Source organism: Actinoplanes cyaneus (genome assembly GCF_016862095.1).
GTDB classification, from domain to species: domain Bacteria; phylum Actinomycetota; class Actinomycetes; order Mycobacteriales; family Micromonosporaceae; genus Actinoplanes; species Actinoplanes cyaneus.
In genome coordinates, this window is sequence record NZ_BOMH01000051.1 from 127404 (window position 1) to 150647 (window position 23244).

Below are 23244 nucleotides of genomic sequence, written 5' to 3' on the forward strand. Positions count from 1 at the left end.
CCTCAGGTATCCGTCGATGCAGTGCGGTTGCTCCACGGTGCGATTCGGGAGCGGACGATTCATTTCCCCCGCCCCGGTCGATGATCAGCCGGCGCTGTGCGGCGGCTCCGCGCTCGGGTAATGCCGCGGCGTGTACACGATGGTCTGACTGTTCCCCCTGGTCACGGCCCTGGTCTGGGACGAGCCGACGATCAGCAGGCAGCGCATGTCGACGCCGGCCGGATCCAGCTCGCCCAGCGTGGTGACCCGCACCGATTCCTCTGGGCCGCCGACGTCCCGGCCGACGATGACCGGGGTGGTCGCCGCGCGGTGCTCCAGCAGCACCTCGCGGGCGCGCACCAGCTGCTCCTTACGGGTCTGCGAGGCCGGGTTGTAGATCGCGACGACCAGGTCCGCGGCGGCGGCGCCGGCCAGCCGGGCCTCGATGACCGACCACGGCTTGAGCCGGTCGGAGAGCGACATGACGCAGAAGTCGTGGCCCAGCGGCGCGCCCGCCCGGCTCGCCACGGCCTGGGCGGCGGTCAGGCCCGGGACGATCCGGATCGGGACGTCCTTCCACTGCGGATCCTCGGCCACCTCCAGCACCGCGGCGGCCATCGCGAACACCCCCGGGTCACCGGAGGAGACGACGACCACGCGGCGCCCGCGCTTCGCCAGGTCCAGCGCGAACGCGGCGCGCTCCGCCTCGACCCTGTTGTCCGAGGCGTGCCGCACCTGGCCCGGGCCGGCCGGCACCCGATCCACATACGTCGTGTAGCCGACCAGGTCGTCGGCTCCGGCCAGTGCCTCCCGCGCCTCCGGGGTCAGCCAGCCGGGCGCGCCCGGCCCGAGCCCGACGACGGTCACCCCGCCGGCCCGCTCCTCCGGCCCGATCTCCTGCCCGGCCGTCCCCGCCGCCCCCACGGCCGTGCGCGCCGGCTCGCCCTCGACGAAGGCCGTCGCCGCCGGGCTCGGCAGCAGCGCCAGCGAGAAGTACGGCACCGTCTCCGGATCGATCTCGGACAACCGGCCGACCCGCTCGGCGGCCATCGTGGCCCGCTCCACATAGAACGCGTCGTCCAGCCGCCCCGACGTCGCCAACGCGTCGCGCACCCCGCCGAACGTCCGGCCGAGCTTCATCACCGCTGCCGAGTCGGTGCCCGCGAGCCGGCGCGCCAGCTCCTCCGGCGGCAGCGTGCCGGGCAGCACGGTGAGCACCTCGTCGCGCTCCATCAGCGGGCGGCCCAGCACCGCGGAGGCCGCGCTCACCGACGTCACGCCGGGAACGACGGTCGTCACGTAGCGGTGTGCGAGCCGCTTGTGCATGTGCATGTAGGAGCCGTAGAAGAACGGGTCGCCCTCGGCCAGCACCACCACGTCGCGACCGGCGTCCAGATGTGCGGCGAGCCGGGCCGCGGCCTGCTCGTAGAACTCGTCGATCGCGCCCTGGTAGCCGCCCGGGTGGTCGGTGGTCTCGGTGGTCACCGGGTAGATCAGGGCCTCCTCGATCTGGCCCTCCCGCAGGTAGCCGGCCGCGATCGCGCGGGCGTTGCTCCGCCCGTGCCGCGCCGCGTGGTACGCCACCACGTCGGCGTTCTCGATCAGCCTCGCTGCCTTGACCGTGACCAGCTCCGGGTCGCCGGGCCCGAGCCCGACCCCGTAGAGCCGCCCGGCAACCACGTCGTTCGTCATCGTCCTGGATCCGCTTTCGGGTTCTATTCGTTTTCCGAGGCCAGCGCGTTCACGGCCGCGGCGGTCATCGCGCTGCCGCCACGCCGGCCGCGCACGATCAGGTATTCCAGATCGGACTCGGCGAGAGCCTCCTTGGACTCCGCCGCCCCGATGAACCCGACCGGGATGCCCAGCACCGCGGCCGGCCGGGGCGCACCGGCCTGGATCATCTCCAGCAGCCGGAACAGCGCGGTCGGCGCGTTACCGATGGCGACCACCGCCCCGCCGAGCCGATCACCCCAGAGGTCCATGGCGGCGGCGCTGCGCGTGTTGCCGATCCGCGCGGCGATCTCCGGCACGCTCGGATCCCGCAGGGTGCAGATCACGTCGTTGCCGGCGGGCAGCCGCTTGCGGGTCACGCCGGACGCCACCATCTCCGCGTCGCACAGGATCGGCGCCCCGTCGAGCAACGCCTTGCGCGCCGCCGTGGCGACCCCTGGGCTGAAACGGACATCCCGCACCAGGTCCACCATGCCGCAGGCGTGGATCATCCGGACCACCACGCGGGCCACGTCCGCCGGCAGCCCGCCCAGATCGGCTTCCGCCCGGATCGTGGCGAACGACCGCCGGTAGATCTCCGCGCCGTCGTGCTCGTACTCATACGCCATCAGGCCCTCCTCGCCCCCGCCACCAGCTCACCAAGACCTGTCGCCTCCGCCGCCGGCGGCTCACCGGAGCCTGTCGCCGCCGCCGGCCCACCGGAACCTGTCGCCGCCGCCGGCTCACCAGGGCCTGTCGTCTCCGCTGCCGTCAGCTTGCCAAGGCCTGTCGTTGCCGCCGGCTCGTCAAGGGCGGTCGTCTCCGCCGCCGCGCCCAGGGCCGGGTCGCCGAGCGGCGCGCCCGCGGCGGTGCGGCGGGTCACCTCGAAGCCGGCCGGGGTCGCCTCGACCCGGACGTGGGACACGGCCGGGCTCCCGCACGCGCGGTCGCAACCCACCCAGTGCACCGGCAGGCCGTCCTTCACGAAACGGGTCGCGGCGTCGGCCTCGGCCCGCACGTCGGCCAGGGACTTCGCGCACCCGGGACGGCCGGCGCACGCGCTGACCCCGGTCCATCGCGAGGTGGCCGTCACCACCAGGCCGGCGGCGGCCATCCGCTCGACCCGGCCCTCGGCCGCGGCTCGGGTCAGGCCGGGCACCAGGACGCCACGCCACGGCGTGACGACGAGACGCTCCGCGTCCTCCAAGGCCCTCAGCTGTACGCCCTCGAGCCGCCCGAGTGGCACCAGAGCCCCAGCCGCGAACTGACCATTTCCGGTCACGACGCCCACCAGGCCGCCAGGCTCGACCCCCTCGGCTGCGGCCGCCGTCGTGACGCTCCCGGCTGTGACGCCTGCGGCTGTGGCGTCTCCCGTCGTGACGCTGTCCGTCATGACGCTGCTCGCCCTGACGTTTCCCGCTGTGAGGCCCGCTGCTGTGACGGCCGCCGCTGTGAGGCCGAGCTCGGCGGCGACCCGGGCCGACACCCGGGCCGGCCCGCCGGTCAGCTCGCGCAGCCGCCAGGCAGCCCCGGAGGCGTCGGCCGGCCGCTGCGCCGAGCGCTCCGCCAGGAACGCGTGCGCCGCGACGACCAGCGCCTCCACCACCCGCTCCGCACCCACCCGCAGGCCGGTGTCGTGGCCGCCGAACCGCAGCGCGAACCCACGTCCCGCCGGCAACGCGGCGACATCGGCGGCGAGGGGCACGGGACCGATCGCGAACAGGAACTTGCCGGGCAGCGCGGCCAGCGCGGGGTCGGCGCAGATCGCGGCGTCCAGCTCGCCCACCGCTCGGCGGATCCGATCGTCGGCGAGCGGCGGCGCGGCAATGTTGCGTACCGCATCGTGGGTTGACGAGGGCAGCAGCCCGGCGTCGCGCAAGCGGGCCGCCAAGGTCTCCGCCTGCTCTGCCTTCAAGGCCCTGAGCTGCAGGTTCGCTCGTGAGGTCAGCTCCAGCCGGCCGTCGCCGAACTCCTCGGCGAGCTCGCGCAGCGAGCGCAGCTGGGCGCCGCTCAGCAGACCACCGGGCAGCCGGACCCGCGCCAGCAGCCCGTCGGCCGCGGCGTGGAGCCGCAGCGCGCCGGGGCAGGCGTCGGTGTCCGACTGACGAAGGCGAGTCACGGCCCGGATACTACGGGCGGCCTCCGACAGGACCGCAGCCTCGGGTCGGCAGCATCACAACTTCGTCAGCGGCATCACACGGCCCGTCAGCGGCGTCACGAAATCGGTCCGGCATCGGAACCCGGTCACGTCCGGGCGTCCAGTAGCGTGTGGCGGAACAAGTGAATGTCAGCGGTGACGCTGCGGAGGAAGCCGGTGCGAGTCCGGCGCGGTCCCGCCACTGTCACCGGGCTCAGCCGACCAGTGCTCAGCCCGGGAGCCAGGAACTCCGGTCGCCGTGATTTCTCTACTACCCGGGGCGCGGACCCCGAGGGGAGCGCACGCGTGTTTCTGCTGCTGTCGACGTCCGACACGGACCTGCTCAGCGCCCGGGCCAGCGGCTCGGCCTGGCGGCTCGGCAACCCGGCCCGCACCGGGGTCGACGACCTGCCGGCCCTGCTCGACGGGATCGAGCTGGTCGTCGTCCGCATCCTCGGCGGCCGCCGTGCGTGGGAGGAGGGGCTCGACGCGCTGCTCGGCGGGGAGATCCCGGTGGTGGTGCTCGGCGGCGAGATGGCGCCGGACGCCGACCTCATGAAGCTCTCCACGGTCCCGGCCGGCATCGCTGCCGACGCGCACCTCTACCTCGCCCAGGGCGGCGCGGAGAACCTGACGAGCCTGCACGACTTCCTCTCCGACACGGTGCTGCTCACCGGCAACGGCTTCGCGCCGCCGGTCGAGAGCCCGCAGTGGGGGATCCTTCCGCGGGACGCGAAGGAGGCGGAGACGACCGTCGCCGTCCTCTACTACCGCGCGCACCACATGGCCGGGAACACCGCGTTCGTCGAGGCGCTCTGCCAGGCGATCGAGGCGAAGGGCGCCCGCGCTCTGCCGATCTTCACGGCCTCGCTGCGCACCGCGTCGCCGGAGCTGCTCGCCGAGCTGCGCAAGGCGGATGCCCTGGTGGTGACCGTGCTCGCGGCCGGCGGCACCCGCCCCGCGACCGCGAGCGCCGGCGGCGACGACGAGGCGTGGGATGTCGGTGTGCTGGCCGACCTCGACGTGCCGATCCTGCAGGGCCTGTGCCTGACCAGCTCGCGCGCGACCTGGGAGGCCAGCGACGACGGCCTGTCCCCGCTGGACGCGGCGACCCAGGTGGCGATCCCGGAGTTCGACGGGCGGATCATCACGGTCCCGTTCTCGTTCAAGGAGATCGACCAGGACGGCCTCTCGGTCTACGTGGCCGACCCCGAGCGCGCGTCCCGGGTGGCCGGCATCGCCACCGCTCACGCGCGCCTGCGGCACGTCCCGCCGGCCGACCGCAGGATCGCGCTGATGCTCTCGGCCTACCCCACCAAGCACGCCCGGATCGGCAACGCGGTCGGCCTGGACACGCCCGCCTCGACGGTCGCCCTGCTCGCGGCGATGGCCGAGCGTGGCTACCGGATCGGTGACTTCGGGTCCTACGACGGCGACTCCCTGATCCACACCCTGATCGCGGCCGGTGGGCAGGACCCGGACTGGCTCACCGAGGAGCAGCTGGCCGGTAACCCGGTGCGGATTCCGGGCGCGCGCTACCAGGCCTGGTTCGACACCCTCCCCGAGGATTTCCGGGAGGGCGTCGTCCAGCACTGGGGCCCGCCGCCCGGCGAGCTCTACACCGACAACGGCGACATCGTGCTGGCCGCCCTCCGTGACGAGAACATCGTCGTGATGGTGCAGCCCCCGCGCGGTTTCGGGGCGAACCCGGTGGCGATCTACCACGATCCGGACCTGCCGCCGAGCCACCACTACCTGGCCGCCTACCGCTGGGTGGCCGATGAGTTCGGCGCGCACGCGGTGGTGCACGTCGGCAAGCACGGCAACCTGGAGTGGCTGCCCGGCAAGAACGTGGGCATGTCCGCCTCCGACGGCACCGACGCGGCGCTCGGCGACCTGCCGCTGATCTACCCCTTCCTGGTCAACGACCCGGGCGAGGGCACGCAGGCCAAGCGCCGGGCGCACGCCACGCTGGTCGATCACCTGATCCCGCCGATGGCGCGCGCCGAGTCCTACGGCGACATCGCCCGCCTGGAGCAGCTGCTGGACGAGCACGCCAACATCGCCACGCTCGACCCGGCGAAGCTGCCGGCGATCCGCGCGCAGATCTGGACGCTGATCCAGGCCGCGAAGATGGACCACGACCTCGGCCTGTCCAACCGGCCGGACGACGAGCAGTTCGACGATTTCATCATGCACATCGACGGCTGGCTGTGTGAGATCAAGGACGTGCAGATCCGCGACGGGCTGCACGTGCTCGGCGCCGCTCCGGAAGGCACCGCCAGGGTCAACCTGGTGCTCGCGATGCTCCGCGCCCGTCAGATGTGGGCCGGTCAGGTGGCCGCGCTGCCCGGTCTGCGGGAGGCGCTGGGCCTCGCCGAGGAAGCGTCGACCGCCGAGACCGACGCGATCGAGGAGCAGGCCCGCGCGCTGGTCACCGCCATGGAGGAGGCCGGCTGGCCGACGACGGTCCCGGCCGATCTGCTGACCGCCGGCTCCGCGCCGGGCGGCATCCCGGATCTCGCCGCCAGGCCTGAGGTCGTGCGGGTGCTGGAGTTCGCGGCGCGCGAGGTGGTGCCGCGGCTCGCGCGGACCACCGACGAGCTCACCAACGTGCTGCACGCGCTCGACGGCGGTTACGTGCCGGCCGGCCCGAGCGGCTCCCCGCTCCGTGGCCTGATCAACGTGCTCCCCACCGGCCGCAACTTCTACTCCGTCGACCCGAAGGCGATCCCGAGCTCCCTCGCGTGGGAGACCGGTCAGGCGATGGCCGACTCGCTGCTGGCGCGCTACCGCAAGGACTACGGCGACTGGCCGAAATCGGTCGGCCTCTCCGCGTGGGGGACCAGCGCCATGCGCACCGCCGGGGACGACATCGCCGAGGTGCTGGCGCTCATCGGCGTACGCCCGATCTGGGATCCTGCCTCTCGCCGGGTCACCGGCCTGGAGCCGATCACCCGCGAGGAGCTGGGCCGGCCCCGGATCGACGTGACGATTCGCATCTCCGGCTTCTTCCGGGACGCGTTCCCGCACGTCGTGGCGATGCTCGACGACGCCTTCCGGATGGTCGCCGACCTCGACGAACCCGACAACTACGTGCGGGAGCACGCGCGGCGGGACCAGGACGAGCACGGCGACTGGCGGCGGGCCACCATGCGGATCTTCGGTTCACGCCCCGGGGCGTACGGAGCCGGGATCCTGCCCCTGATCGACAGCCGGAACTGGCGGGACGACGCCGACCTGGCCGAGGTGTACGCGGTGTGGGGCGGCTTCGCCTACGGCCGTGACCTCGACGGGGTGCCGGCACGGGGGGACATGGAGAACGCGTACCGGCGCATCGACGTCGCCGCGAAGAACATCGACACCCGCGAGCACGACATCGCCGACTCCGACGACTACTTCCAGTACCACGGCGGCATGATCGCGACGGTGCGCGCGCTGACCGGGAAGGCGCCCGCGGCGTACATCGGTGACTCGACGAACCCGGACGCGACGCGGACCCGCAGCCTGACCGAGGAGACCGCGCGCATCTTCCGGGCCCGGGTGGTGAACCCGCGCTGGATCGCCGCGATGCGCCGGCACGGCTACAAGGGCGCGTTCGAGCTGGCCGCGACCGTCGACTACCTCTTCGGGTACGACGCGACCGCCGGTGTCGTCGCCGACTGGATGTACGAGCAGCTCGCCACGACGTACGCGCTCGACGCGGAGAACCAGGAGTTCATGAAACGGTCGAACCCGTGGGCGCTGCACGGCATCACCGAGCGCCTGCTGGAGGCGGCCGAGCGCAAGCTCTGGGACTCCCCGTCGCCTGACACGCTGGCCGCGCTCCAGCAGCTCTACCTCGAGACCGAGGGCGATCTGGAGGACGGGCCGGCCTAGGCGTGCTTCGCGGTGCGGCCGGGGCTGCGGCCGCACCGCGAAACGCCGCCTAACCCCAGTTCATCGGGGCCTGCTGCTTCGTGGTCACGTTGATCCGGTTGAAGAAGTTGGTGGTGGCGATCCACAACACGATCGCCCCCAGCTGCTCCTCGGTGAAGTGCTTCGCGGCCTCGTCCCAGATCGCGTCCGGCACCGGGTCGGGGCTGTCCGCGAGCCGGGTCGCGTACTCGCTGAGCGCGAGCGCGGCCCGCTCCGGCTCGGTGAAGTAGGGCGTCTCGCGCCACACCGGCACCGCGAACAGCCGATCGTCGGTCTCGCCGGCCTTGCGTAGCCCCTTCGCACCCGAGTCGACGCAGGGCCCGCACCCGTTGATTTGGCTGGCCCGCAGGTGCACCAGCTCCAGCACGACGCTCGGCACCCCGGCCGAGTACGCCGACTTGTAGAGCAGATTGACCGCCTTGACCACGTCGTCCTGCGGCCCGGTCCGGTTGGTGAGGCGTGCTCCCATGACATTCTCCTGTCACATCCGTGCGACTTGCTCCGTCGACCACGTGACGCGTGGGATCGCGAGAATGTGACAGGAGAAGCGACATGAGTGACGATCTGCTGGCCACCGAGTTCGAGGCCAACCGGGGACGGCTGCGTGCGGTGGCGCACCGGATGCTGGGCTCCGGCGCCGAGGCGGACGACGCCGTGCAGGAGACGTGGCTGCGCCTGAACCGGACCGGCGGCGACACGATCGACAACCTGCCGGCCTGGCTGACCACCGTCGTCGGGCGGGTCTGCCTCGACATGCTGCGCTCCCGTGCCACCCGCCGCGAGGAGCCACCGGTCGAGCTGCCCGGCGGGGCCGACCCGGAACGAGAAGTGCTCCTGGCGGACTCGGTCGGAGTGGCGCTGCTGGTCGTTCTGGAGACGTTGACCCCCGCCGAGCGACTCGCGTTCGTGCTGCACGACCTGTTCGCGGTCTCCTTCGACGAGATCGCGCCGGTGGTGGGGCGCAGCCCGGCGGCCACACGGCAGCTCGCCAGCCGTGCACGGCGGCGCGTGCACGGCGGCTCACCGGCCGGCGCGGCGGACTTCGCCCGTCAGCGGGAGATCGTCGACGCGTTCCTGGCCGCGGCGCGCGGCGACGACTTCGAGGGCCTGCTCAGGCTGCTCGACCCGGACGTCGCCCTGCGGATGGGCGATGGTGCGGCGCGGCTGGGCGACGGCACGCCGGCCGAGCAGGCGGCACGGTTCTTCGCCGGGCGTGCGCACGGCGCGATGCCGGCGACGATCGACGGCATCGCCGGTGCGCTGGTGAACACGCCGTGGGGTGCGCGGATCGCGCTCGCCTTCACGGTGGCCGGCGACCGCATCATCGCCATCGACGCCATCGTGGACCCGGACGAGTCCGTCACCATCGACCTGCTCAACTGACCCGGCCGCCGCCGGACCCCGGACCCCGCCGGGCGGTCATGGTCCGGCTGGCTCTCACGGTCGTTGTTCGTGCCTCATGACGACCGTGAAAGCCAGCCGGGAGACGGTCACTCGGCGGGGCGGCGGAGCAGGTAGGTGTCCATGATCCAGCCGTGCCGATCGCGGGCCTCCGAGCGGGTCCGGACGATCTCGTCGCCCACGTCCGCGATCCGGCCCGAGGCGAGCAGCTCGTCCTCGGTGCCGACATAGGCGCCCCAGAAGATGTCCGCGTCGGGATACTTCGTGAACGCCTGCTGCGCGTCGAGCATCACCACCACGTCGTCGACGCCTTCGGGCCAGCCCTCGGCGAGACGCCGCCCGGTGGTGATCTGGAACGGCTGACCCACCCGGTTCAGCCCGACCCGATGCTTCGCGGCGAGCGCGGAGACGCTGCTGATGCCGGGGATGACCTCGTACGCGAAAGTCGTTTCTCCTCTGTCGAGGATCTCCTCCAGGATGGCGATCGTGGAGTCGTAGAGTGACGGATCACCCCAGACCAGGAAGGAGCCGGTCTCGTCGTCCTTGAGATGCTGGCTGATCAGGTCCTCGATCACCTGGGAGCGGCGGGTGCGCCAGTCGGCGATCGTCCCGGTGTAGTCCGCCGGGGTGCGGTCGCGGTCGGGGTCGCGGCCCTCGACGATCCGCTTGTGCGGGTGTGAGTACGCCCGGATGATCCGCTCGCGCAGGTCGATCAGGCTCTGCTTGGTCTCGCCCTTGTCGAGCAGGAAGAACACGTTCGTCCGGCCGATCGCCTTGGCCGCCTGCAGGGTCAGATGGTCCGGGTCGCCAGCACCGATCCCGATCACGTAGATCTTCCGCACGCCCTGAGTCTGCCGCACCGGGCTCCACTCACTTCCCGCGGCTGCCCTGAGTCTGCGGCACCGGCCTTGATCCACTTCCCGCGGTCGCGCGGTGAGTGGCCGCCGGGCTGTCCGCGTTGAGCGGCTCACCCTCCCCCGTCGAAGGGCGAGCCGCTCGCGACGGGTCAGGGGACCGAAGGTCGTTTGACGTAGGTCCACTCGGCGCCGTCGGGTGACACCCAGGCGCTGTACTCGTTGTTGTTGGTCGGAACAGTGAAGCCGCCCGGAATGGCGTGTGCGCGAGACCCGAGCGGCGGGCCGACCCGAGTGAACGTGCGTCCTTGGTCGGAGCTGCGGTAGGTCCCGTGCACGCCCATGGCGAGCAGGGTGCGGTCGTCGATCGCCAGCAGGGTCAGCAAGGGACCATCGAGATCGAGCGTGGCCCGAGCTTCCCAGGTGCGCCCGCTGTCGGTGCTGACCTGCAGCGACATGCCGCCACCCCGGACCTCCCGAGCCACGTGCACGGTCCGGCCGTCGGCCGTGGCCAGCACCGGTGACCCGCCGCCGGCGGACTGCGGCAGTGGCCGTTCGTCCCAGGTCCGGCCGCCGTCCTGGCTGACCTGGAGCCCCGTTGTCGTCATCGTCCAGATTCCGGCCGCGGGAGGGGTCGGCAGAATCGTCCGCCTGGGTCCGTGGCCGCTGAGCTCGAGGGTCGCCACATCGCCGGTGGCCGGGTCGACGGCCAGGAGTCCCTTCATCGTCTGGAGGACCGGCCAGCCCGAGGGCAGGGCATCGACCGCTCGCACGTTCGCCCGCTGCCAGGTCATCCCGGCGTCGGTACTGGCCCAGAACAACGGATCGGGGAGTTTGCTCGAGTCGAAAGCAGTCCCTCTCGGGATGCGTGGGCCGGCTCCCACCAGGACCGTGGTGCCGCTCGCCATCGTGAGGCCCGGGCCCTTCTGCCCGGGCGGTGCCGCCGGCATCGGCACCTTACGCCAGGTGCGCCCGCGGTCGGCGGTGGTAGCCAGCATCTGGCGGCAGGGTGTGACGGCACAGTCCTGATAGTGCAGGTACAGGTGGTCGAGATCACCAGCCGCCATTTCGGGATACATCCCGGTCAGCGGCTTGTCCCGCACGGTGACGTCCCAGGCGCCATGCGTCTCTGTGTACGTCGGCTGCGGTTTCGGTTCGTCGCCGGCTTTCGGGATCGTGGTGTGCCAGGGCTGAACGGTCGGTGTGGGCGAGGGCTTCGGCGACGGGTGATCGCCGGTGAGCGCGATCGCCGTCGTCCCGCTCCCGAGCGCCACGGCCAGGGCGGCGAACCCGGCGCTGAGCCAGGTGCGGAGCCGGCGATGACGGGCCGACCGGGCGACGACGTCGGCGAAATCGGGCTTGGCGGCGGCGGCCACCGCGGTGGTGAAGCCGCGGAAGTCGATGGGGTCCGGCTCAGACATGGCTGTTCTTCCTCTCCGTGTCGCGGAGGAACTCGGCCAGCGCCCGGCGTCCCCGGAAGAGCCGGATCTTCACGTTGTCGGCCGTGATGCCGAGGACCGCGGCGACCTCCGTGACGGGGAGGTCGGCGATGTGGTGCAGGACGACCGTCTCGCGGATGGCTCGGGGCAGTCGCTGCAATGCGGTGACCAGGGCGACGTGGTCGGGGGAGAGCGCCGGGGCAGCATCGGCGCTGGTCAGCCGGCCGGAGCGGGCGATGCGGTCGAACAGCGCTCGCCGGCGGTGCCGGGAACGGGCGATGTTGGAGGCGACCTTGAACAGCCAGGCCTCCGGGTTGGTCGCGGCGCGCACGGCGGCCGGTTTGGCGACCGCTCGGGCGAACGCTTCTTGCACGGCGTCCTGCGCCTCGGCGAAATCGCCGGTCATGCCGTAGATCTGGGCGACGAGGCGGCCCGCTGAGGCCGCGTACAGGTCGCGAAGATCGAGATCGGGGTTCAAGGGCTCTCCTGCCGGAATGGGGTCACCCGTACGACTCCCGGCGAGCGGGCCAGGTTACACACGAGTTTTCAATCCGGAAGGATCGGGACGGAGGGATGCAGCTCGCGGCCCAGCATGTCGGCGCGGCGCAGGGCGAGCGCGCCGAATCGGTCACGCACCCGGTCGACGGCCGCGTCCAAGCCGTCCTCCCGGGGCGGCGTGAACGGCAGCTCCAGCTGGACCGCGCCGTCGCCGTCCAGGTTGCTGACCGCGACGCCGACCAGTGTCAGGCCGCGCTGGTCGATCAGCGGGCGGGCCTCGCGCAGCAACTCCACTGCCGCACGCAGGATCGCGCCGGTCTGCATCGTCGCCTTCAGCAGGCTGCGTGAGCGGGTCACCCGCTGGAAGTCGTCGAAACGCAGCCGCACCGTGATGGTCCGCCCCGCCCGGTGTGCCCCGCGCATCCGGTGCGTGACCCGGTCGACGAGCGCCGCCAGCACCGCCTCCACCTCGTCGAACGTGCGCTGCCCGCGGCCGAGCGCGCACTGCGCCCCGATCGAGCCGCGCCGCCCGCCGGTCGTGACCCGGCGCGGATCGTGATTGTGCGCGAGCGCGTGCAGGTGCCGCCCGGCGTGTGGGCCGAGCATCGCGACGAGTGCGGCCTCGCCGACCCGGGCGACGTGGCCGACGGTGTGGATCTGGCGCTCGCGCAGGCGGGCCGCGGTCTTCGGCCCGACGCCCCACAGCTTCTCCACCGGCAGGGGGTGCAGGAACTCCAGCTCGGCGCCGGGTGGCACGACGAGCAGACCATCCGGCTTGCCGGCCCCGCTCGCGACCTTGGCCAGGAACTTGGTGCGCGCGACCCCGACCGTGATGGGCAGCCCGACCCGCGCCCGCACCTGCGCTCGCAGCCGCCGGGCGATCTCCTCGGCCGTCCCACTGATCCGCCGCAGCCCGTCCACCTCGAGGAATGCCTCGTCGATCGAGATCGGCTCGACGATCGGCGTGGTGTCCCGGAACACGTCGAAGACGGCTTTGCTGGCCGTCGAGTAGGCGCTCATCCTCGGCGGCACCACGATGGCGTGCGGGCAGAGCGCCCGTGCCTGGGAGAGGCTCATCGGGGTGCGCACGCCGAAGGCCTTCGCCTCATACGACGCGGCGAGCACCACGCCGCCGCCGACCAGGACGGGCCGGCCGCGCAGCGCGGGGTCGTCGCGCTGCTCGACCGACGCGTAGAACGAGTCCAGGTCAGCGTGGAGGATCACGCCGACGAGCCTAGTACATATGTTCGAAGAGCGGTGCCCGGCGCGGCGGCCCGCCGTATTGGAGGCGGCCGGGGGCCAGATGCTCTCCCCGTTGCTCGACCTGCGAAGATGCGTATCGGCCAGGCCTGGGGTATCGGTGGTCACACCGCGCGCCTGACGGGAATCGCGGAGCGGGATTCCCGGTTTCCAGACTTGAGTCACCTACGCTCAAGTAAGGAACGAGGAACCACCCATGTTGCTCACCACCCCGACCGTGCGCGACCTCGAGCGTCTGACCGCCCGGGTCTTCGAGAGCTCCAGCCGGACCGCCGGCGCCCGCCTCGACGCCTACCGGGACAACGACACCTTCTTCATCGACATCGACCTGCCCGGCGTCGACGCGGCGTCGATCGACATCACCGTCGACGGCAAGGTCCTGACCGTCCGCGCCGAGCGCACCCGCGCCGAGCGCGAAGGTGTCCGTTACGTGGTCGCCGAGCGCCCGGTCGGCGCGTTCAGCCGCCAGGTCCAGCTCTCCGACAAGCTGGACACCGACCGGCTGGAGGCGCAGTACGACAAGGGCGTGCTCACGCTCAGCATCCCGGTCTTGGAGGAGCGCAAGCCCCGCAAGATCGAGGTCACCGCGGCTCAGGCCTAGTGGTCGAACTGGATCCAGTTCACGTTCATGAACTCGCTGTCGTCAGGCGCGGTGAACGTGACGTAGACCGTGTGCGTGCCCGTCACCGGCGTCAACGCCGCGATATCGGTACGCCAGGTCTGCCACCCGCCGGTGTTGCTCACCGACAGCTCGCCGACAGGATCGGCGTCCGGGGTGTCCAGCCGGAGCTGCACCCGGCCGGACACCCCGGCGGCGGACGCGACCCGGAACTTCGCCTTCGTCGCCGGCACGTCACCGAAGACGAAACTGTCGAACCGCAGGTGATCGCCGCGGCTGATCCATCCGACGTTCTGGCCGCCGCCGGTGTCCTCGGTGTCCTGCGCCTGGATGCCGGCCAACTCGTTTGCCGACTCGGCCTGCAGCACCTGGTACTTCACCGGGGTCGGAGCCGGTGTGGTCGGCGTCGGCTCGGCCGGCGCTGACGACGGCGCCGTAGAGGGCGTCACCGGCTGCTGCTCGGCGGCCGCGGCCGGGGTCTGCGACGGCGAGTCCTGCCAGCGGCCCAGGCCGTAACCGACGAGCAGCAGGGCGAGGCCTCCCGCGCCGATCAATGCCCGGTTACGGTTCGTCCAGCTGCGGGTGCGATAGACGGTCGGAGTTGGCTGAGTCACCCGGCAAGGGTAATCAGACGGGATCCGCCGGAGCCAAAGCCTCGATCATCTCGGTGCCCAACTGTGCCGCTACCTGCGGATCTGCGTCCGGGCCGCCGATTCTCGGGTCCCAGTTCGGCTCGTAGAAAAGCTCGGTGGCGCCGGCCTCGGCGTACCGCTGGGCGCCGGCACGGATGTCCGCCCACGAACCGGACAGCGGGATCGCCGGATTCCGGTCGCCCGGCTGGACCACGGCTCGCACCACGATCCGTACGTCATCGGGATCCTTCCCGGCCTCGGCGGCCGCCTCCCGGACGGTCCGCGCGCCGCGCTCGATGTCGGCCAGACTCGCGCGGCTGCTGCTGACCCACCCGGCAGTCAGCCGGCCCGCCCTGCGCAGCGCGACCTCCGCGGTCCCACCCAGCAGGATCGGCGGGCCACCGGCCTGCGCCGGTCGCGGAAGCATGCGGCTCGGCGGCACGCGATAGTACGTACCGGCGAACTCGGCCACCTCGTCGGTGAAAAGGGTGCGCAGAGCGGCCAGATACTCCTCCGTGCGGCGGCCGCGCGGATTCGGATCCGCGCCGGTGGCGACGAACTCGGGCTCCGACCAGCCGGTGCCCAGCCCCAGGTCGAAGCGGCCGCCGGTGAGCAGATCCAGCGTGCCGGCCTGCTTGGCGAGCACGGCCGGCGCGACGTAGGGCAGGTTGAGCACCGAGACGCCCAGCCGGATCCGGGAGGTGGCAGCCCCGGCCCAGGCCAGCGCGACGATCGGGTCGAGCACGCTCTGATAGCTCGGCGCCAGGTCCTGCTCTTCGCCGACGAGCAGGCGCTGGAACGCCCAGAGCCCGTGATAGCCGAGCGCTTCGGCGCGCTGGGCGATCGACGTCAGAGTTTCCGGCCGCGCCCATGCGCCCGACACCGGGCAACCGAAACTGATCAGCATGGGAGAAGGGTAGGCCCTGTCCCGTGGCTCACCTGGTGCTGCGCCCTGGCCCGGGCCGCTCCGGCCTGCGTACGCCTGATGGGCGGGTAGGTTGATGGCGTGACGACACTCGCCGATGCCTGGGAGCTGAGCCGGAACGAGACCGGCCTGGCCATCGTGTCCACCGCGCGGGCCGACCGAACCGTGCAGTCCAGCCTGGTCAACACTGGTCTGGTCGGCCACCCGGAGGATGGGGAGCCGGTGCTGGCGTTCGTGACCTACGGCCCGGTGAAGCTGCGCAACCTGCGGGAACGGCCGGATCTCGCCGTCGCGTTCCGCAGCGGATGGCGGTACGCGACAGTCGAGGGGCGGGCGCAGCTGGCCGGGCCGGACGATCCCCAGCCGTGGCTGGACCCGGAGCGCCTGCGTCTGCTGCTCCGCGAGATCTTCGCCGCGGCCGGCGGGACGCACGACGACTGGGACGCCTACGACCGGGCGATGGTCGCCGAGCGCCGCACCGCGGTCCTGATCCGCCCGACCCGGATCTACCCATAGGGCTCGGCCCGTTGCTGCCTCCTGGCTTGCCGGCGGCTCCTTCCAGGCCGCTCCGCAGTTCGCCGGCGAGCATGACCGGTCGCACTACGATGCCGCGCATGCGGTTACGGGGAATCGAAGCTCGCACCCGGCTGATCGCCCTCACCGCTGTAGCCGGGTGTGTGCTGCTGGCGGGAGCCTGTTCCGGATGTCGCCCGGCGTCGAGCTCACGCCGGGGCTGAACGTGACCGAAGAGGATCATGCCAAGGCGGTGGCTCGTCATCGTGACCTTGCGGAGCGGTTCGCGAGCAGGCCCTAGGCGGTTTTCGCGGCCGCTGCCAGGCGTGCTCTGGGCCACGCCGCAGCCCCGGGCCGCACTGCGAAACATCGCCTAGGATCCGGGCGTGACATCGATGACGGAGACTGCAGGGTGGGGCCAGGGCCCGGTCGTGCGGCGGATGTCGATGCTGCTCGGCGTGTGGGCGGTCGGCTCGATCGTTCTGTTCCTGTTGGGGATGCGGGATCTGTTCACCTTCGGGGATGCGGCTCCGGCACATTCGGCGCGCGGCGGTGCCTTCCTGTTGGGGTGCGCGTTCCTGCTGGTTGCGGCTCCTCTGGCGGCGACGGTGATCGGCGCGCTCGGCGGGCAGACGATCTACGCGGGGGTGTGTGCCGTGCTGGCGCTCGGCGGGCTGGTCCTCGGTGGCCTGCTGGCGGTCAAAGGGCTGCAGGAAACGGGAGCGATCACGAAGCCGGCAGCCGTGGTGCCTACGCAGACGACTTCGCACTGTGTCGAGTTCAGCGGCGGCGACACCCGCTGTCCCGGTGGATGATGGACGGCATGGCCGAGGACCAGGACCGTCGGAAGGCGCCGCGAGAAGCGGGCGCGGGGCAGGCCGAGGCGAAAGCGCCGGCGCAAGCAAGCGCGGGAGAAGCCGAAGTGAAAGCGCCGCGGAAAGCGAGCGCGGGAGAGGCCGAGGTGAAAGCGCCGCGGAAAGCGAGCGCGGGGCAGGCCAAGGTGCGGAAGGCGAGCGTGGGGCCGGTCAAGGACGAGCGTGACGGGGTGGCGCTGACCAATCTGGACCAGGAGCTCTTCCCCGGCGCCGGGGCGACCAAGCGGGACCTGGTCGACTACCTCGACGTGATGTCCGGGCGGCTGATCGCGGTGCTCCAGGGGCGGCCGCTCTCGGTGATCCGGGTGCTGCGCGGTCAGGACCAGTTCATGCAGAAGAATCTGCCGAAGTACACGCCGGACTGGGTGCCGCGGACGTCGGTCTGGGCGGAAGCCTCGCATCGTGAGGTGGTCTACGCGCTCGGGAACGATCGGCGGACGCTGCTGTGGTTCGGTAATCAGCGGGCCGTCGAATATCACCCGGCGCTGGCCCTCGCCGAGACACCGCACCGGCAGACGCATCTGATCATGGACCTGGATCCGCCGGAGGGTGGCGGGTTCGCCCTCGCGGTGCGGGCGGCGCGGCTGGTCCGTCAGGCGCTGGCCGACGCCGGGATGAGCGGGGCCGTGAAGACCAGCGGCTCCAAAGGCGTGCACGTCTTCGTGCCGCTGGCCGGTGACCCCGCACCGGAGGACGTCGCCGCTGCTCAGCGGGCTGTCGCGGCGCGCGCCGAGCGGATCGGCCCGGAGCTGGCCACCACCGCGTTCATCCGGGAGGACCGGCACGGGAAGGTGTTCCTCGACGCGACCCGGGCGGGCGGGGCGACCGTGGCGGCGGCCTACAGCCCGCGGATCCGGCCGGGCGTGCCGGTGTCGTTCCCGGTGGCCTGGGATGATCTCGACGACGTGACCCCGGCCGATTTCACCATCCACACCGCGCCCGGGCTGGTGAAGGACGGCGACCCCTGGGCGGACGCGATGCCGGCGGCTCAGGAGTTGGACGCGGGGCTGATCGCGGAGGGGCACACCATCCCGGTGGCCCGGGTCCAGGCGATGCACGAGGGAAAACGGCGAGCCAGAGCCAAGCGAGCCGCGGAAGCCGACTGAACTGACCGGCCCGCGAAGAGCCCGGCCTGCGACGGAGGCCGGCCCCGCGAAGGGCCCGCCCTGCGACGGAGGCCGGCCCCGCGGCGAGCGCGGCCCCGGAAAGCTGACTCAGGAGGCCAGGGCGCTCCAGAACGGCACTGTCGGCCGCACCGGCCGCTTCGCCGGCTCGCCGAGGCCGAACTCCCGGTTCAGCCAGTCCAGCAGGTCCGCGCCGTAGCACAGCACATCCGTCTGATAGATCGACAGCACGGGATGCCCCGGGATGGCGGCCGGCAGGTACCGGTGCGCGTAGAGCGGAATCATCCGGGGCGCGATCAGCAACCCCGCGCGTGCCGTCGACACGCGATCGCCGAACGGCGGACCCCACCCCTCGTACCAGAAATCGTTTTCCGCCACGTCGAAGAGAACGCCCTCGACCGGCGCGGTCAGCGCCGCCCGGAGCGCGGACCGGTCACCACCGCGCCAGTCGGGCCAGCCGATGCCGGTGGGCAGCCCCGCCGCGAGGAACTCGCGATGATCGGGCGCGAAGGTGAAGCCGAACTCGGCCTCGAGGTCGGTGAGTTCAGAATCGGTCAGGCCGGGCGCGATCGGGAAGCGGCCGGAGGCGGCGAGCAGTTCCGCGGCGGTCACTCGATTACCTTAACCAGCGGGACCGTATACATCGAACGGTGTAGCTCGTACGCGGGAGGAGTCCATCCGGGTGACAGCGTATGCACGACGCGCCGGGAACCCTTCGGCTCCTAGCGTCCTGAGCATGAACTTCATCTATCTCGGAGCCGCCGCCACCCTGGTCGGGGTTCCCGCCGGCCTCGCCATGACCGACGCCAACTCGCAGACTGTGATGACCGTCTCTCTGGCGACGTTTCTCGCGGGCCTGGTCCTCGCGGCCCGCCGATGGCCGCGCAGCGTGCTGATCATTTCGGCGCTGACCGTCTCGGCCTGGCGCTGCGCCGAGCTCATCGGGGCCGGCTGGGTCTGGCCCGCCACCGCCGCCGCGGTCGCCACCGTTCTTGCCGGTCGCGTGCGCACCGCAGTGCTCACCAGCGGGTTCGTGCTGACCTACGGCCTGCTCTGGGACTTCTCGACGGCCCGGCACGGGACCGACTGGGTCTTCGCGCACCTGGGCGGCGAGATGCTGTGGGTGAGCGCGGCCCTGGCCGTGGCGATCGCGTGGCGGAACAACCGGCGCTGGCAGGAGCTCCAGCTCGGTCGCCGGCGTGTCGAGGAGCGCGTCGAGATCGCCCGGGACCTGCACGACGTCGTCTCGCACACGCTCGCGGTGGTCGGCGTGCACCTGAACGTGGCGCTCGACGCGTTCGACGACGACCCGGACGAGGCGCGTGCCTCGCTGCGGCTCGCGCAGCAGGTGCGCGGCCGGGCGATGACCGACCTGAAGTCCCTGGTCGGCGTGCTGCGCGAGGGCGAGCTGCCGAGCCTGACCAGCCTGGAGCGGCTCTGCGAGCAGGTCGGCGCGGCGGGGCTGCCGGTGACGCTGAACGAGTTCGGCGACCCGGTGGAGGTGCCGGCGCCGGTCGGGACAGCGGTCTTCCGGGTGGTGCAGGAGGCGCTGACGAACACGGTCCGGCATGCCGGGGCGACGCGGGCGACGGTCACCGTCCGGTACGCGCCGGACAGCGTGCTGGTCGACGTCCGTGACGACGGCCGGGGCGCCGGGCAGGTCGTCGACGGGCACGGGATCGCCGGGATGCGGGAGCGGGTGGCCGCGCTCGGCGGGGCGCTCACGGCGGCCCCGGCGGAGCAGGGTTTCGTGGTGCGGGCCAGCCTGCCGATCGCCAAGGGATGACATGCCGATCACCGTGCTCCTCGCCGACGACCAGCAGCTCGTCCGGGCCGGGTTCCGCAGTCTGCTGCGCCGGGCCAGGGACATCGAGGTGGTCGGCGAGGCGTCCACCGGCGACGAGGCGATCCGCACCGCCCGCGCCCTGCGGCCGGACGTGATCCTGATGGACATCCGGATGCCGGGGCTGGACGGCATCACCGCCGCCCGGCGGGTCCTGGAGGAGAACCCGGACACCCGGATCATCATCCTCACCACGTTCGAGACCGACGAGTACGTCTTCGCGGCCCTCGCCGCCGGCGCCAGCGGTTTCCTGACCAAGGAGATCGACCCGGACGGCCTGCGCACCGCGGTCCGGGTGGTGGCGGCCGGCGACGCCCTGCTCTCCCCGAGCGTGACCCGGCGGGTGGTCGGGCAGTTCACCGGCCGTCCGGCCCGGGCGTCGCGGAACGACCGGCTCGCCGTCCTCACCGAGCGCGAGCGTGAGGTCGTGAAGCTGGTCGCGTCCGGCCTCTCCAACGACGACATCGCCGCTGCGCTGGTGATCAGCCCGCTGACCGCGAAGACGCACATCACCCGGGCGATCACCAAACTCGGCGTCCGCGATCGGGTCCAGCTGGTGATCGTGGCCTACCAGGACGGCCTCGTATAACCGCTTTGCACCCGCACTCCTCCTCATGCTGCCACCGCGCGGCCCGATGCTCGGGGAGATCACAATCCGAGAGCGGGAGGCGTCGAGTGACTCTCAACAACGCGCAGGGCCGGGCGGACATCCGTCCGTGGCTGCGGGTCTGCCTCGCCGTCGCCTCGGTGCTCACCGTTCTCGCCGTGCTGATCGGCGCTGGAGTAGGCGGTCCCGACGTGGCCAAAGACATCTCCACCTGGGCGCTGACCGTCCTGCCGCTCGTGGCGGCGGGCGCCTGCCTGTGGCGCAGCCGGCGCTATTCCGGCCGGCATCGCTGGGGCTGGGCCGTTCTCGGCGCCGGTCTGCTGAGCTGGGGCGCCGGTCAGGCGTACACCCTGGCGCGGTACTTCCCGCACGGCGGTGACCTGGCCGTCCCGTCCTGGGCGGACGCCGGGTACCTGGGCATGCTGCTCCTGCTCCCGATCGGCCTGCTGATCCTGCCGAGCGGGTCGCAGCCGCTGGCCAACCGGGCGCGTGGCGTCCTCGACGGGCTGCTGGTCGCCACCTCGCTGGTGATCGTCAGCTGGGTGTTGGTGGTCGACCCGCGGATCGGCACGAGTCACCAGGGGGCCGGCTTCTACCTCAAGCTGCTCTACCCGCTCGGCGACATCGTGATCGCCACCATGATCGGCTACATGCTGCCGCGGCGGCGGGCGCGTTTCCGCTGCTCCGCCGACCTGCTGTTCTTCGGGTTCGGGGTGGCGGGCTTCGCGGCCTCGGACATCGGATACGCGTACCTCGGCATGATCGACGACTACCGTGCCGGTTCGTTCGTCGACCTGGGCTGGATGATCGGTTTCGGTCTGGTCATCGTCGGGGCCGCCCGTCCCAAGGACGCCGAGCCGCTGACGAGCGAGTTCAGCTCACGGATCCGCATGGGCGGCGTGATGGCGCCGTACGTCGCGGTCGGCGCGGCCCTCCTGGTCAGCGCGATGTTCCACCTGGTCAGCGGTCACAGCACGCCGTTCGTGGCGTGGAGCCGGTCGCTGCTGATCGCGCTGCTGATCGGCCGGCAGGTGCTCACGCTGCTGGAGAACCGTGACCTGAACCGTGGCCTGGAGACCCGCGTCGAGGAGCGGACCGCCGAGCTGCACGCCCGTGAGCAGCAGTTCCACGCGCTGATCCGGCACAGCTCGGATGTCGTGACGGTGATCGACGCGAACGGCTCGGTGATCTTCCAGAGCGAGTCGATGCTGCGGGTGTTCGGCTACCCCTCGGAGGTGTTCGTCGGCCGGCACTACACCGAGCTGCTGGCGCCCGAGGTGACGGTCCGGCTGGCCCAGGCGATGCGCCAGGTCGCTGTCCGGCCGTTCGCCTCGGTGACGCTGGAGATCGTGCACACCCACCAGGACGGCCGGAAGCGCCCGTCCGAGATGATCGTCACGAACCTGGTCGACGACCCGCACGTGGGCGGCTTCGTGCTGAACACGCGGGACATCAGCGAGCGCAAGGAGCTGCAGGAGCAGCTGATCCACGAGGCGTACCACGACTCGCTCACGCAGCTCGCCAACCGCGCGCTGTTCCGCGACCGGGCCGCCGCCGCGCTGGAGCGGACTGTCGCCCTGACCGTGCTGCACCTGGACCTGGACGGCTTCAAGCGGGTCAACGACAGCCTCGGTCACCTCGCCGGCGACCAGCTGCTGGTCGAGGTCGCCGACCGGATCAAGGGTTGTGTGCGGGCCGAGGACGTGGTGGCCCGCTTCGGCGCCGACGAGTTCGCGGTGCTGATCGAGACCGCGTCGGCCGAGGAGGGCGAGTTCGTGGCCCGCCGCATCCTGGAGGACCTGGACCTGCCGGTCGAGGTCGGCGCGCGCAACATCCACGTGCGGGCCAGCATCGGCCTGGCCCAGGCGTCGCTGCTCGACGAGGACGACGAGGACCGCGCCGAGCAGCTGCTGCGCAACGCCGACCTGGCCATGCACCACGCGAAGGCGGCCGGCGGCAGCGGCTGCACCAGCTACCGCGCGCAGATGCGCGACGGGCTCATCGAGCGCCTCGAGCTGGAGAACGACCTGCGTGCCGCCTTGGAGAACCAGGAGCTGCGCCTGCACTACCAGCCCACCGTCGACCTGGACACCAGCCAGGTGGTCGGCTTCGAGGCGCTGGTCCGCTGGCCGCACCCGACCCGCGGCATGATCAACCCGCTGGACTTCATCCCGATCGCCGAGGCGACCGGCCTGATCGTGCCGCTCGGCCTCTGGGTCCTGCGCGAGGCCTGCCGCCAGGCGGTCGAGTGGAGCAACGCGGCCGGCGGCCGCCCGCTGAAGATGTCGGTCAACGTGTCGGTCCGCCAGTTCGACCAGCCCGACTTCACCGAGACGGTGGCGGCGGTGCTCGCCGAGACCGGCATGCCGGCCGACCGCCTCTGCCTGGAGATGACCGAGTCCGTGCTGATGACCGACACCGAGGCGAACCTGGAGCAGCTCGTCCGCCTCAAGGCGCTCGGCCTCACGCTGGCCATCGACGACTTCGGCACCGGTTACTCGTCGCTGGCCTACCTGCGCCGCTTCCCGGTCGACACGCTGAAGATCGACCGCTCGTTCGTCGAGCGCCTCGGCATGCTCGCCGGCGACACCGCCCTGACCGACACGATCGTGCGCCTCGGCAAGAGCCTCGGCATGTCCACGGTCGCCGAGGGCATCGAGGAGTTCGGCCAGCTGGCGGCCCTGCGCGAGATGGGCTGCGGCTTCGCCCAGGGCTACTACTTCTCCCGCCCGGTCCCCGCCGCCGACGCCGGTCGCCTGTTCCTGGAGGGTGCCGCGATGATGGAGACACCCGCCTGACAAACCCCGAAGATCAAAGTCATTCTCCGGTACGAAGATGAGCCGCCCGCCCGGAAGCTCCGCACTGGTTCCGCCCGTGAACCTCCGCAAGGTCGGCCGACGGCCCAGCCCG

At 71.8% G+C, this 23244-nt stretch carries 20 protein-coding genes and 1 riboswitch; of the genes, 9 read left to right on the top strand and 11 right to left on the bottom strand.

All coding sequences use genetic code 11. The features are described 5' to 3' along the window. Positions 1-84: 84 nt before the first annotated feature. The 3 genes from Acy02nite_RS32840 to Acy02nite_RS32850 are packed head-to-tail and all read right to left on the bottom strand — an operon-like array spanning position 85 to position 3808. Positions 85-1671 carry a precorrin-2 C(20)-methyltransferase gene (locus Acy02nite_RS32840; protein ID WP_203749287.1) on the bottom strand — a complete coding sequence of 529 codons (1587 nt, stop codon included), beginning with the start codon at positions 1669-1671 and terminating at the stop codon, positions 85-87. A 23-nt stretch (positions 1672-1694) separates the two neighbouring features. Beyond that, on the bottom strand, positions 1695-2318 hold the full coding sequence (locus tag Acy02nite_RS32845) for a precorrin-8X methylmutase (protein WP_203749290.1): 624 nt from the start codon (positions 2316-2318) through the stop codon (positions 1695-1697). Next, positions 2318-3808, bottom strand: a complete 1491-nt coding sequence (locus Acy02nite_RS32850; RefSeq protein ID WP_203749292.1) for a ferredoxin-like domain-containing protein — start codon at positions 3806-3808, stop codon at positions 2318-2320. Before Acy02nite_RS32850 ends, Acy02nite_RS32845 begins: the two co-directional genes overlap by 1 nt. Positions 3809-3963: 155 nt before the next feature. Then, positions 3964-4099, top strand: a riboswitch (cobalamin riboswitch). Between the two features lie 33 nt (positions 4100-4132). Between Acy02nite_RS32850 and cobN the strand changes: the two genes are divergently transcribed. Then, complete coding sequence (gene cobN / locus Acy02nite_RS32855; RefSeq protein WP_203749294.1) at positions 4133-7705, top strand: cobaltochelatase subunit CobN; 3573 nt, start codon at positions 4133-4135, stop codon at positions 7703-7705. A 49-nt stretch (positions 7706-7754) separates the two neighbouring features. Here cobN and Acy02nite_RS32860 read toward each other — a convergent pair whose 3' ends face one another. Then, on the bottom strand, positions 7755-8213 hold the full coding sequence (locus tag Acy02nite_RS32860; protein ID WP_203749295.1) for a carboxymuconolactone decarboxylase family protein: 459 nt from the start codon (positions 8211-8213) through the stop codon (positions 7755-7757). Between the two features lie 83 nt (positions 8214-8296). Between Acy02nite_RS32860 and Acy02nite_RS32865 the strand changes: the two genes are divergently transcribed. Further along, complete coding sequence (locus Acy02nite_RS32865) at positions 8297-9127, top strand: sigma-70 family RNA polymerase sigma factor (RefSeq protein WP_203749296.1); 831 nt, start codon at positions 8297-8299, stop codon at positions 9125-9127. A 107-nt stretch (positions 9128-9234) separates the two neighbouring features. On the opposite strand, the gene cobF is transcribed toward Acy02nite_RS32865, so the two are convergent. From cobF to dinB, 4 genes are all read right to left on the bottom strand, one after another. Next, the gene (gene cobF, locus Acy02nite_RS32870) at positions 9235-9987 is read right to left on the bottom strand and encodes a precorrin-6A synthase (deacetylating) (protein ID WP_203749297.1); all 753 of its coding nucleotides are present in this window, start codon (positions 9985-9987) and stop codon (positions 9235-9237) included. 164 nt (positions 9988-10151) lie between these two features. Beyond that, positions 10152-11420: a WD40/YVTN/BNR-like repeat-containing protein gene (locus Acy02nite_RS32875; protein WP_203749298.1), complete on the bottom strand. Its 1269-nt coding sequence runs from the start codon at positions 11418-11420 to the stop codon at positions 10152-10154. Continuing rightward, positions 11413-11916, bottom strand: coding sequence for an RNA polymerase sigma factor (locus tag Acy02nite_RS32880; protein ID WP_203749300.1), 504 nt, complete (start codon positions 11914-11916; stop codon positions 11413-11415). The genes Acy02nite_RS32875 and Acy02nite_RS32880 overlap by 8 nt, the downstream gene beginning before the upstream one ends. A gap of 68 nt (positions 11917-11984) precedes the next feature. Continuing rightward, a complete protein-coding gene (gene dinB / locus Acy02nite_RS32885; protein ID WP_203749312.1) occupies positions 11985-13160 on the bottom strand; it encodes a DNA polymerase IV in 1176 nt (391 codons plus the stop codon). Positions 13161-13392: 232 nt separating this feature from the next. On the opposite strand from dinB, the gene Acy02nite_RS32890 reads away from it, so the two are divergent. Further along, positions 13393-13797, top strand: a complete 405-nt coding sequence (locus Acy02nite_RS32890; protein ID WP_203749315.1) for an Hsp20/alpha crystallin family protein — start codon at positions 13393-13395, stop codon at positions 13795-13797. On the opposite strand, the gene Acy02nite_RS32895 is transcribed toward Acy02nite_RS32890, so the two are convergent. Beyond that, on the bottom strand, positions 13794-14429 hold the full coding sequence (locus Acy02nite_RS32895; RefSeq protein ID WP_239175429.1) for a carbohydrate-binding protein: 636 nt from the start codon (positions 14427-14429) through the stop codon (positions 13794-13796). The two genes, Acy02nite_RS32890 and Acy02nite_RS32895, sit on opposite strands and share 4 nt — an antisense overlap. A gap of 13 nt (positions 14430-14442) precedes the next feature. After that, positions 14443-15354 (bottom strand): TIGR03619 family F420-dependent LLM class oxidoreductase, encoded by a 912-nt coding sequence (locus Acy02nite_RS32900; RefSeq protein ID WP_203749319.1) that lies wholly within the window; start codon positions 15352-15354, stop codon positions 14443-14445. Positions 15355-15453: 99 nt separating this feature from the next. Between Acy02nite_RS32900 and Acy02nite_RS32905 the strand changes: the two genes are divergently transcribed. The 3 genes from Acy02nite_RS32905 (at position 15454) to Acy02nite_RS32915 (ending at position 17866) form a co-directional block, all read left to right on the top strand. Next, positions 15454-15888 (top strand): TIGR03618 family F420-dependent PPOX class oxidoreductase, encoded by a 435-nt coding sequence (locus tag Acy02nite_RS32905; RefSeq protein WP_203749332.1) that lies wholly within the window; start codon positions 15454-15456, stop codon positions 15886-15888. A 437-nt stretch (positions 15889-16325) separates the two neighbouring features. After that, the gene (locus tag Acy02nite_RS32910; protein ID WP_203749335.1) at positions 16326-16700 is read left to right on the top strand and encodes a hypothetical protein; all 375 of its coding nucleotides are present in this window, start codon (positions 16326-16328) and stop codon (positions 16698-16700) included. A gap of 200 nt (positions 16701-16900) precedes the next feature. Continuing rightward, on the top strand, positions 16901-17866 hold the full coding sequence (locus tag Acy02nite_RS32915) for a DNA polymerase domain-containing protein (protein ID WP_203749498.1): 966 nt from the start codon (positions 16901-16903) through the stop codon (positions 17864-17866). A 108-nt stretch (positions 17867-17974) separates the two neighbouring features. Here the strand turns inward: Acy02nite_RS32915 and Acy02nite_RS32920 are convergent, their stop codons facing one another. Beyond that, the gene (locus Acy02nite_RS32920; RefSeq protein ID WP_203749338.1) at positions 17975-18496 is read right to left on the bottom strand and encodes a hypothetical protein; all 522 of its coding nucleotides are present in this window, start codon (positions 18494-18496) and stop codon (positions 17975-17977) included. 124 nt (positions 18497-18620) lie between these two features. Here Acy02nite_RS32920 and Acy02nite_RS32925 point away from each other — a divergent pair, with 124 nt between their 5' ends. The 3 genes from Acy02nite_RS32925 (at position 18621) to Acy02nite_RS32935 (ending at position 23132) form a co-directional block, all read left to right on the top strand. Further along, a complete protein-coding gene (locus Acy02nite_RS32925) occupies positions 18621-19670 on the top strand; it encodes a sensor histidine kinase (RefSeq protein WP_203749341.1) in 1050 nt (349 codons plus the stop codon). Between the two features lies 1 nt (position 19671). Then, positions 19672-20316 (top strand): response regulator transcription factor, encoded by a 645-nt coding sequence (locus tag Acy02nite_RS32930; RefSeq protein ID WP_203749344.1) that lies wholly within the window; start codon positions 19672-19674, stop codon positions 20314-20316. An 86-nt stretch (positions 20317-20402) separates the two neighbouring features. Next, positions 20403-23132, top strand: coding sequence for a putative bifunctional diguanylate cyclase/phosphodiesterase (locus Acy02nite_RS32935; protein ID WP_203749347.1), 2730 nt, complete (start codon positions 20403-20405; stop codon positions 23130-23132). Positions 23133-23244 lie beyond the last annotated feature (112 nt).

Bases quoted from the DNA above. Each gene is read 5' to 3' on its own strand.
- Acy02nite_RS32910 (WP_203749335.1), top strand. From the start codon at position 16,326: ATGTCGATGCTGCTCGGCGTGTGGGCGGTCGGCTCGATCGTTCTGTTC.
- Acy02nite_RS32865 (WP_203749296.1), top strand. From the start codon at position 8,297: ATGAGTGACGATCTGCTGGCCACCGAGTTCGAGGCCAACCGGGGACGG.
- Acy02nite_RS32900 (WP_203749319.1), bottom strand. From the start codon at position 15,354: ATGCTGATCAGTTTCGGTTGCCCGGTGTCGGGCGCATGGGCGCGGCCG.
- Acy02nite_RS32840 (WP_203749287.1), bottom strand. From the start codon at position 1,671: ATGACGAACGACGTGGTTGCCGGGCGGCTCTACGGGGTCGGGCTCGGG.
- Acy02nite_RS32925 (WP_203749341.1), top strand. From the start codon at position 18,621: ATGAACTTCATCTATCTCGGAGCCGCCGCCACCCTGGTCGGGGTTCCC.
- Acy02nite_RS32890 (WP_203749315.1), top strand. From the start codon at position 13,393: ATGTTGCTCACCACCCCGACCGTGCGCGACCTCGAGCGTCTGACCGCC.
- Acy02nite_RS32875 (WP_203749298.1), bottom strand. From the start codon at position 11,420: ATGTCTGAGCCGGACCCCATCGACTTCCGCGGCTTCACCACCGCGGTG.
- Acy02nite_RS32845 (WP_203749290.1), bottom strand. From the start codon at position 2,318: ATGGCGTATGAGTACGAGCACGACGGCGCGGAGATCTACCGGCGGTCG.
- Acy02nite_RS32860 (WP_203749295.1), bottom strand. From the start codon at position 8,213: ATGGGAGCACGCCTCACCAACCGGACCGGGCCGCAGGACGACGTGGTC.
- Acy02nite_RS32930 (WP_203749344.1), top strand. From the start codon at position 19,672: ATGCCGATCACCGTGCTCCTCGCCGACGACCAGCAGCTCGTCCGGGCC.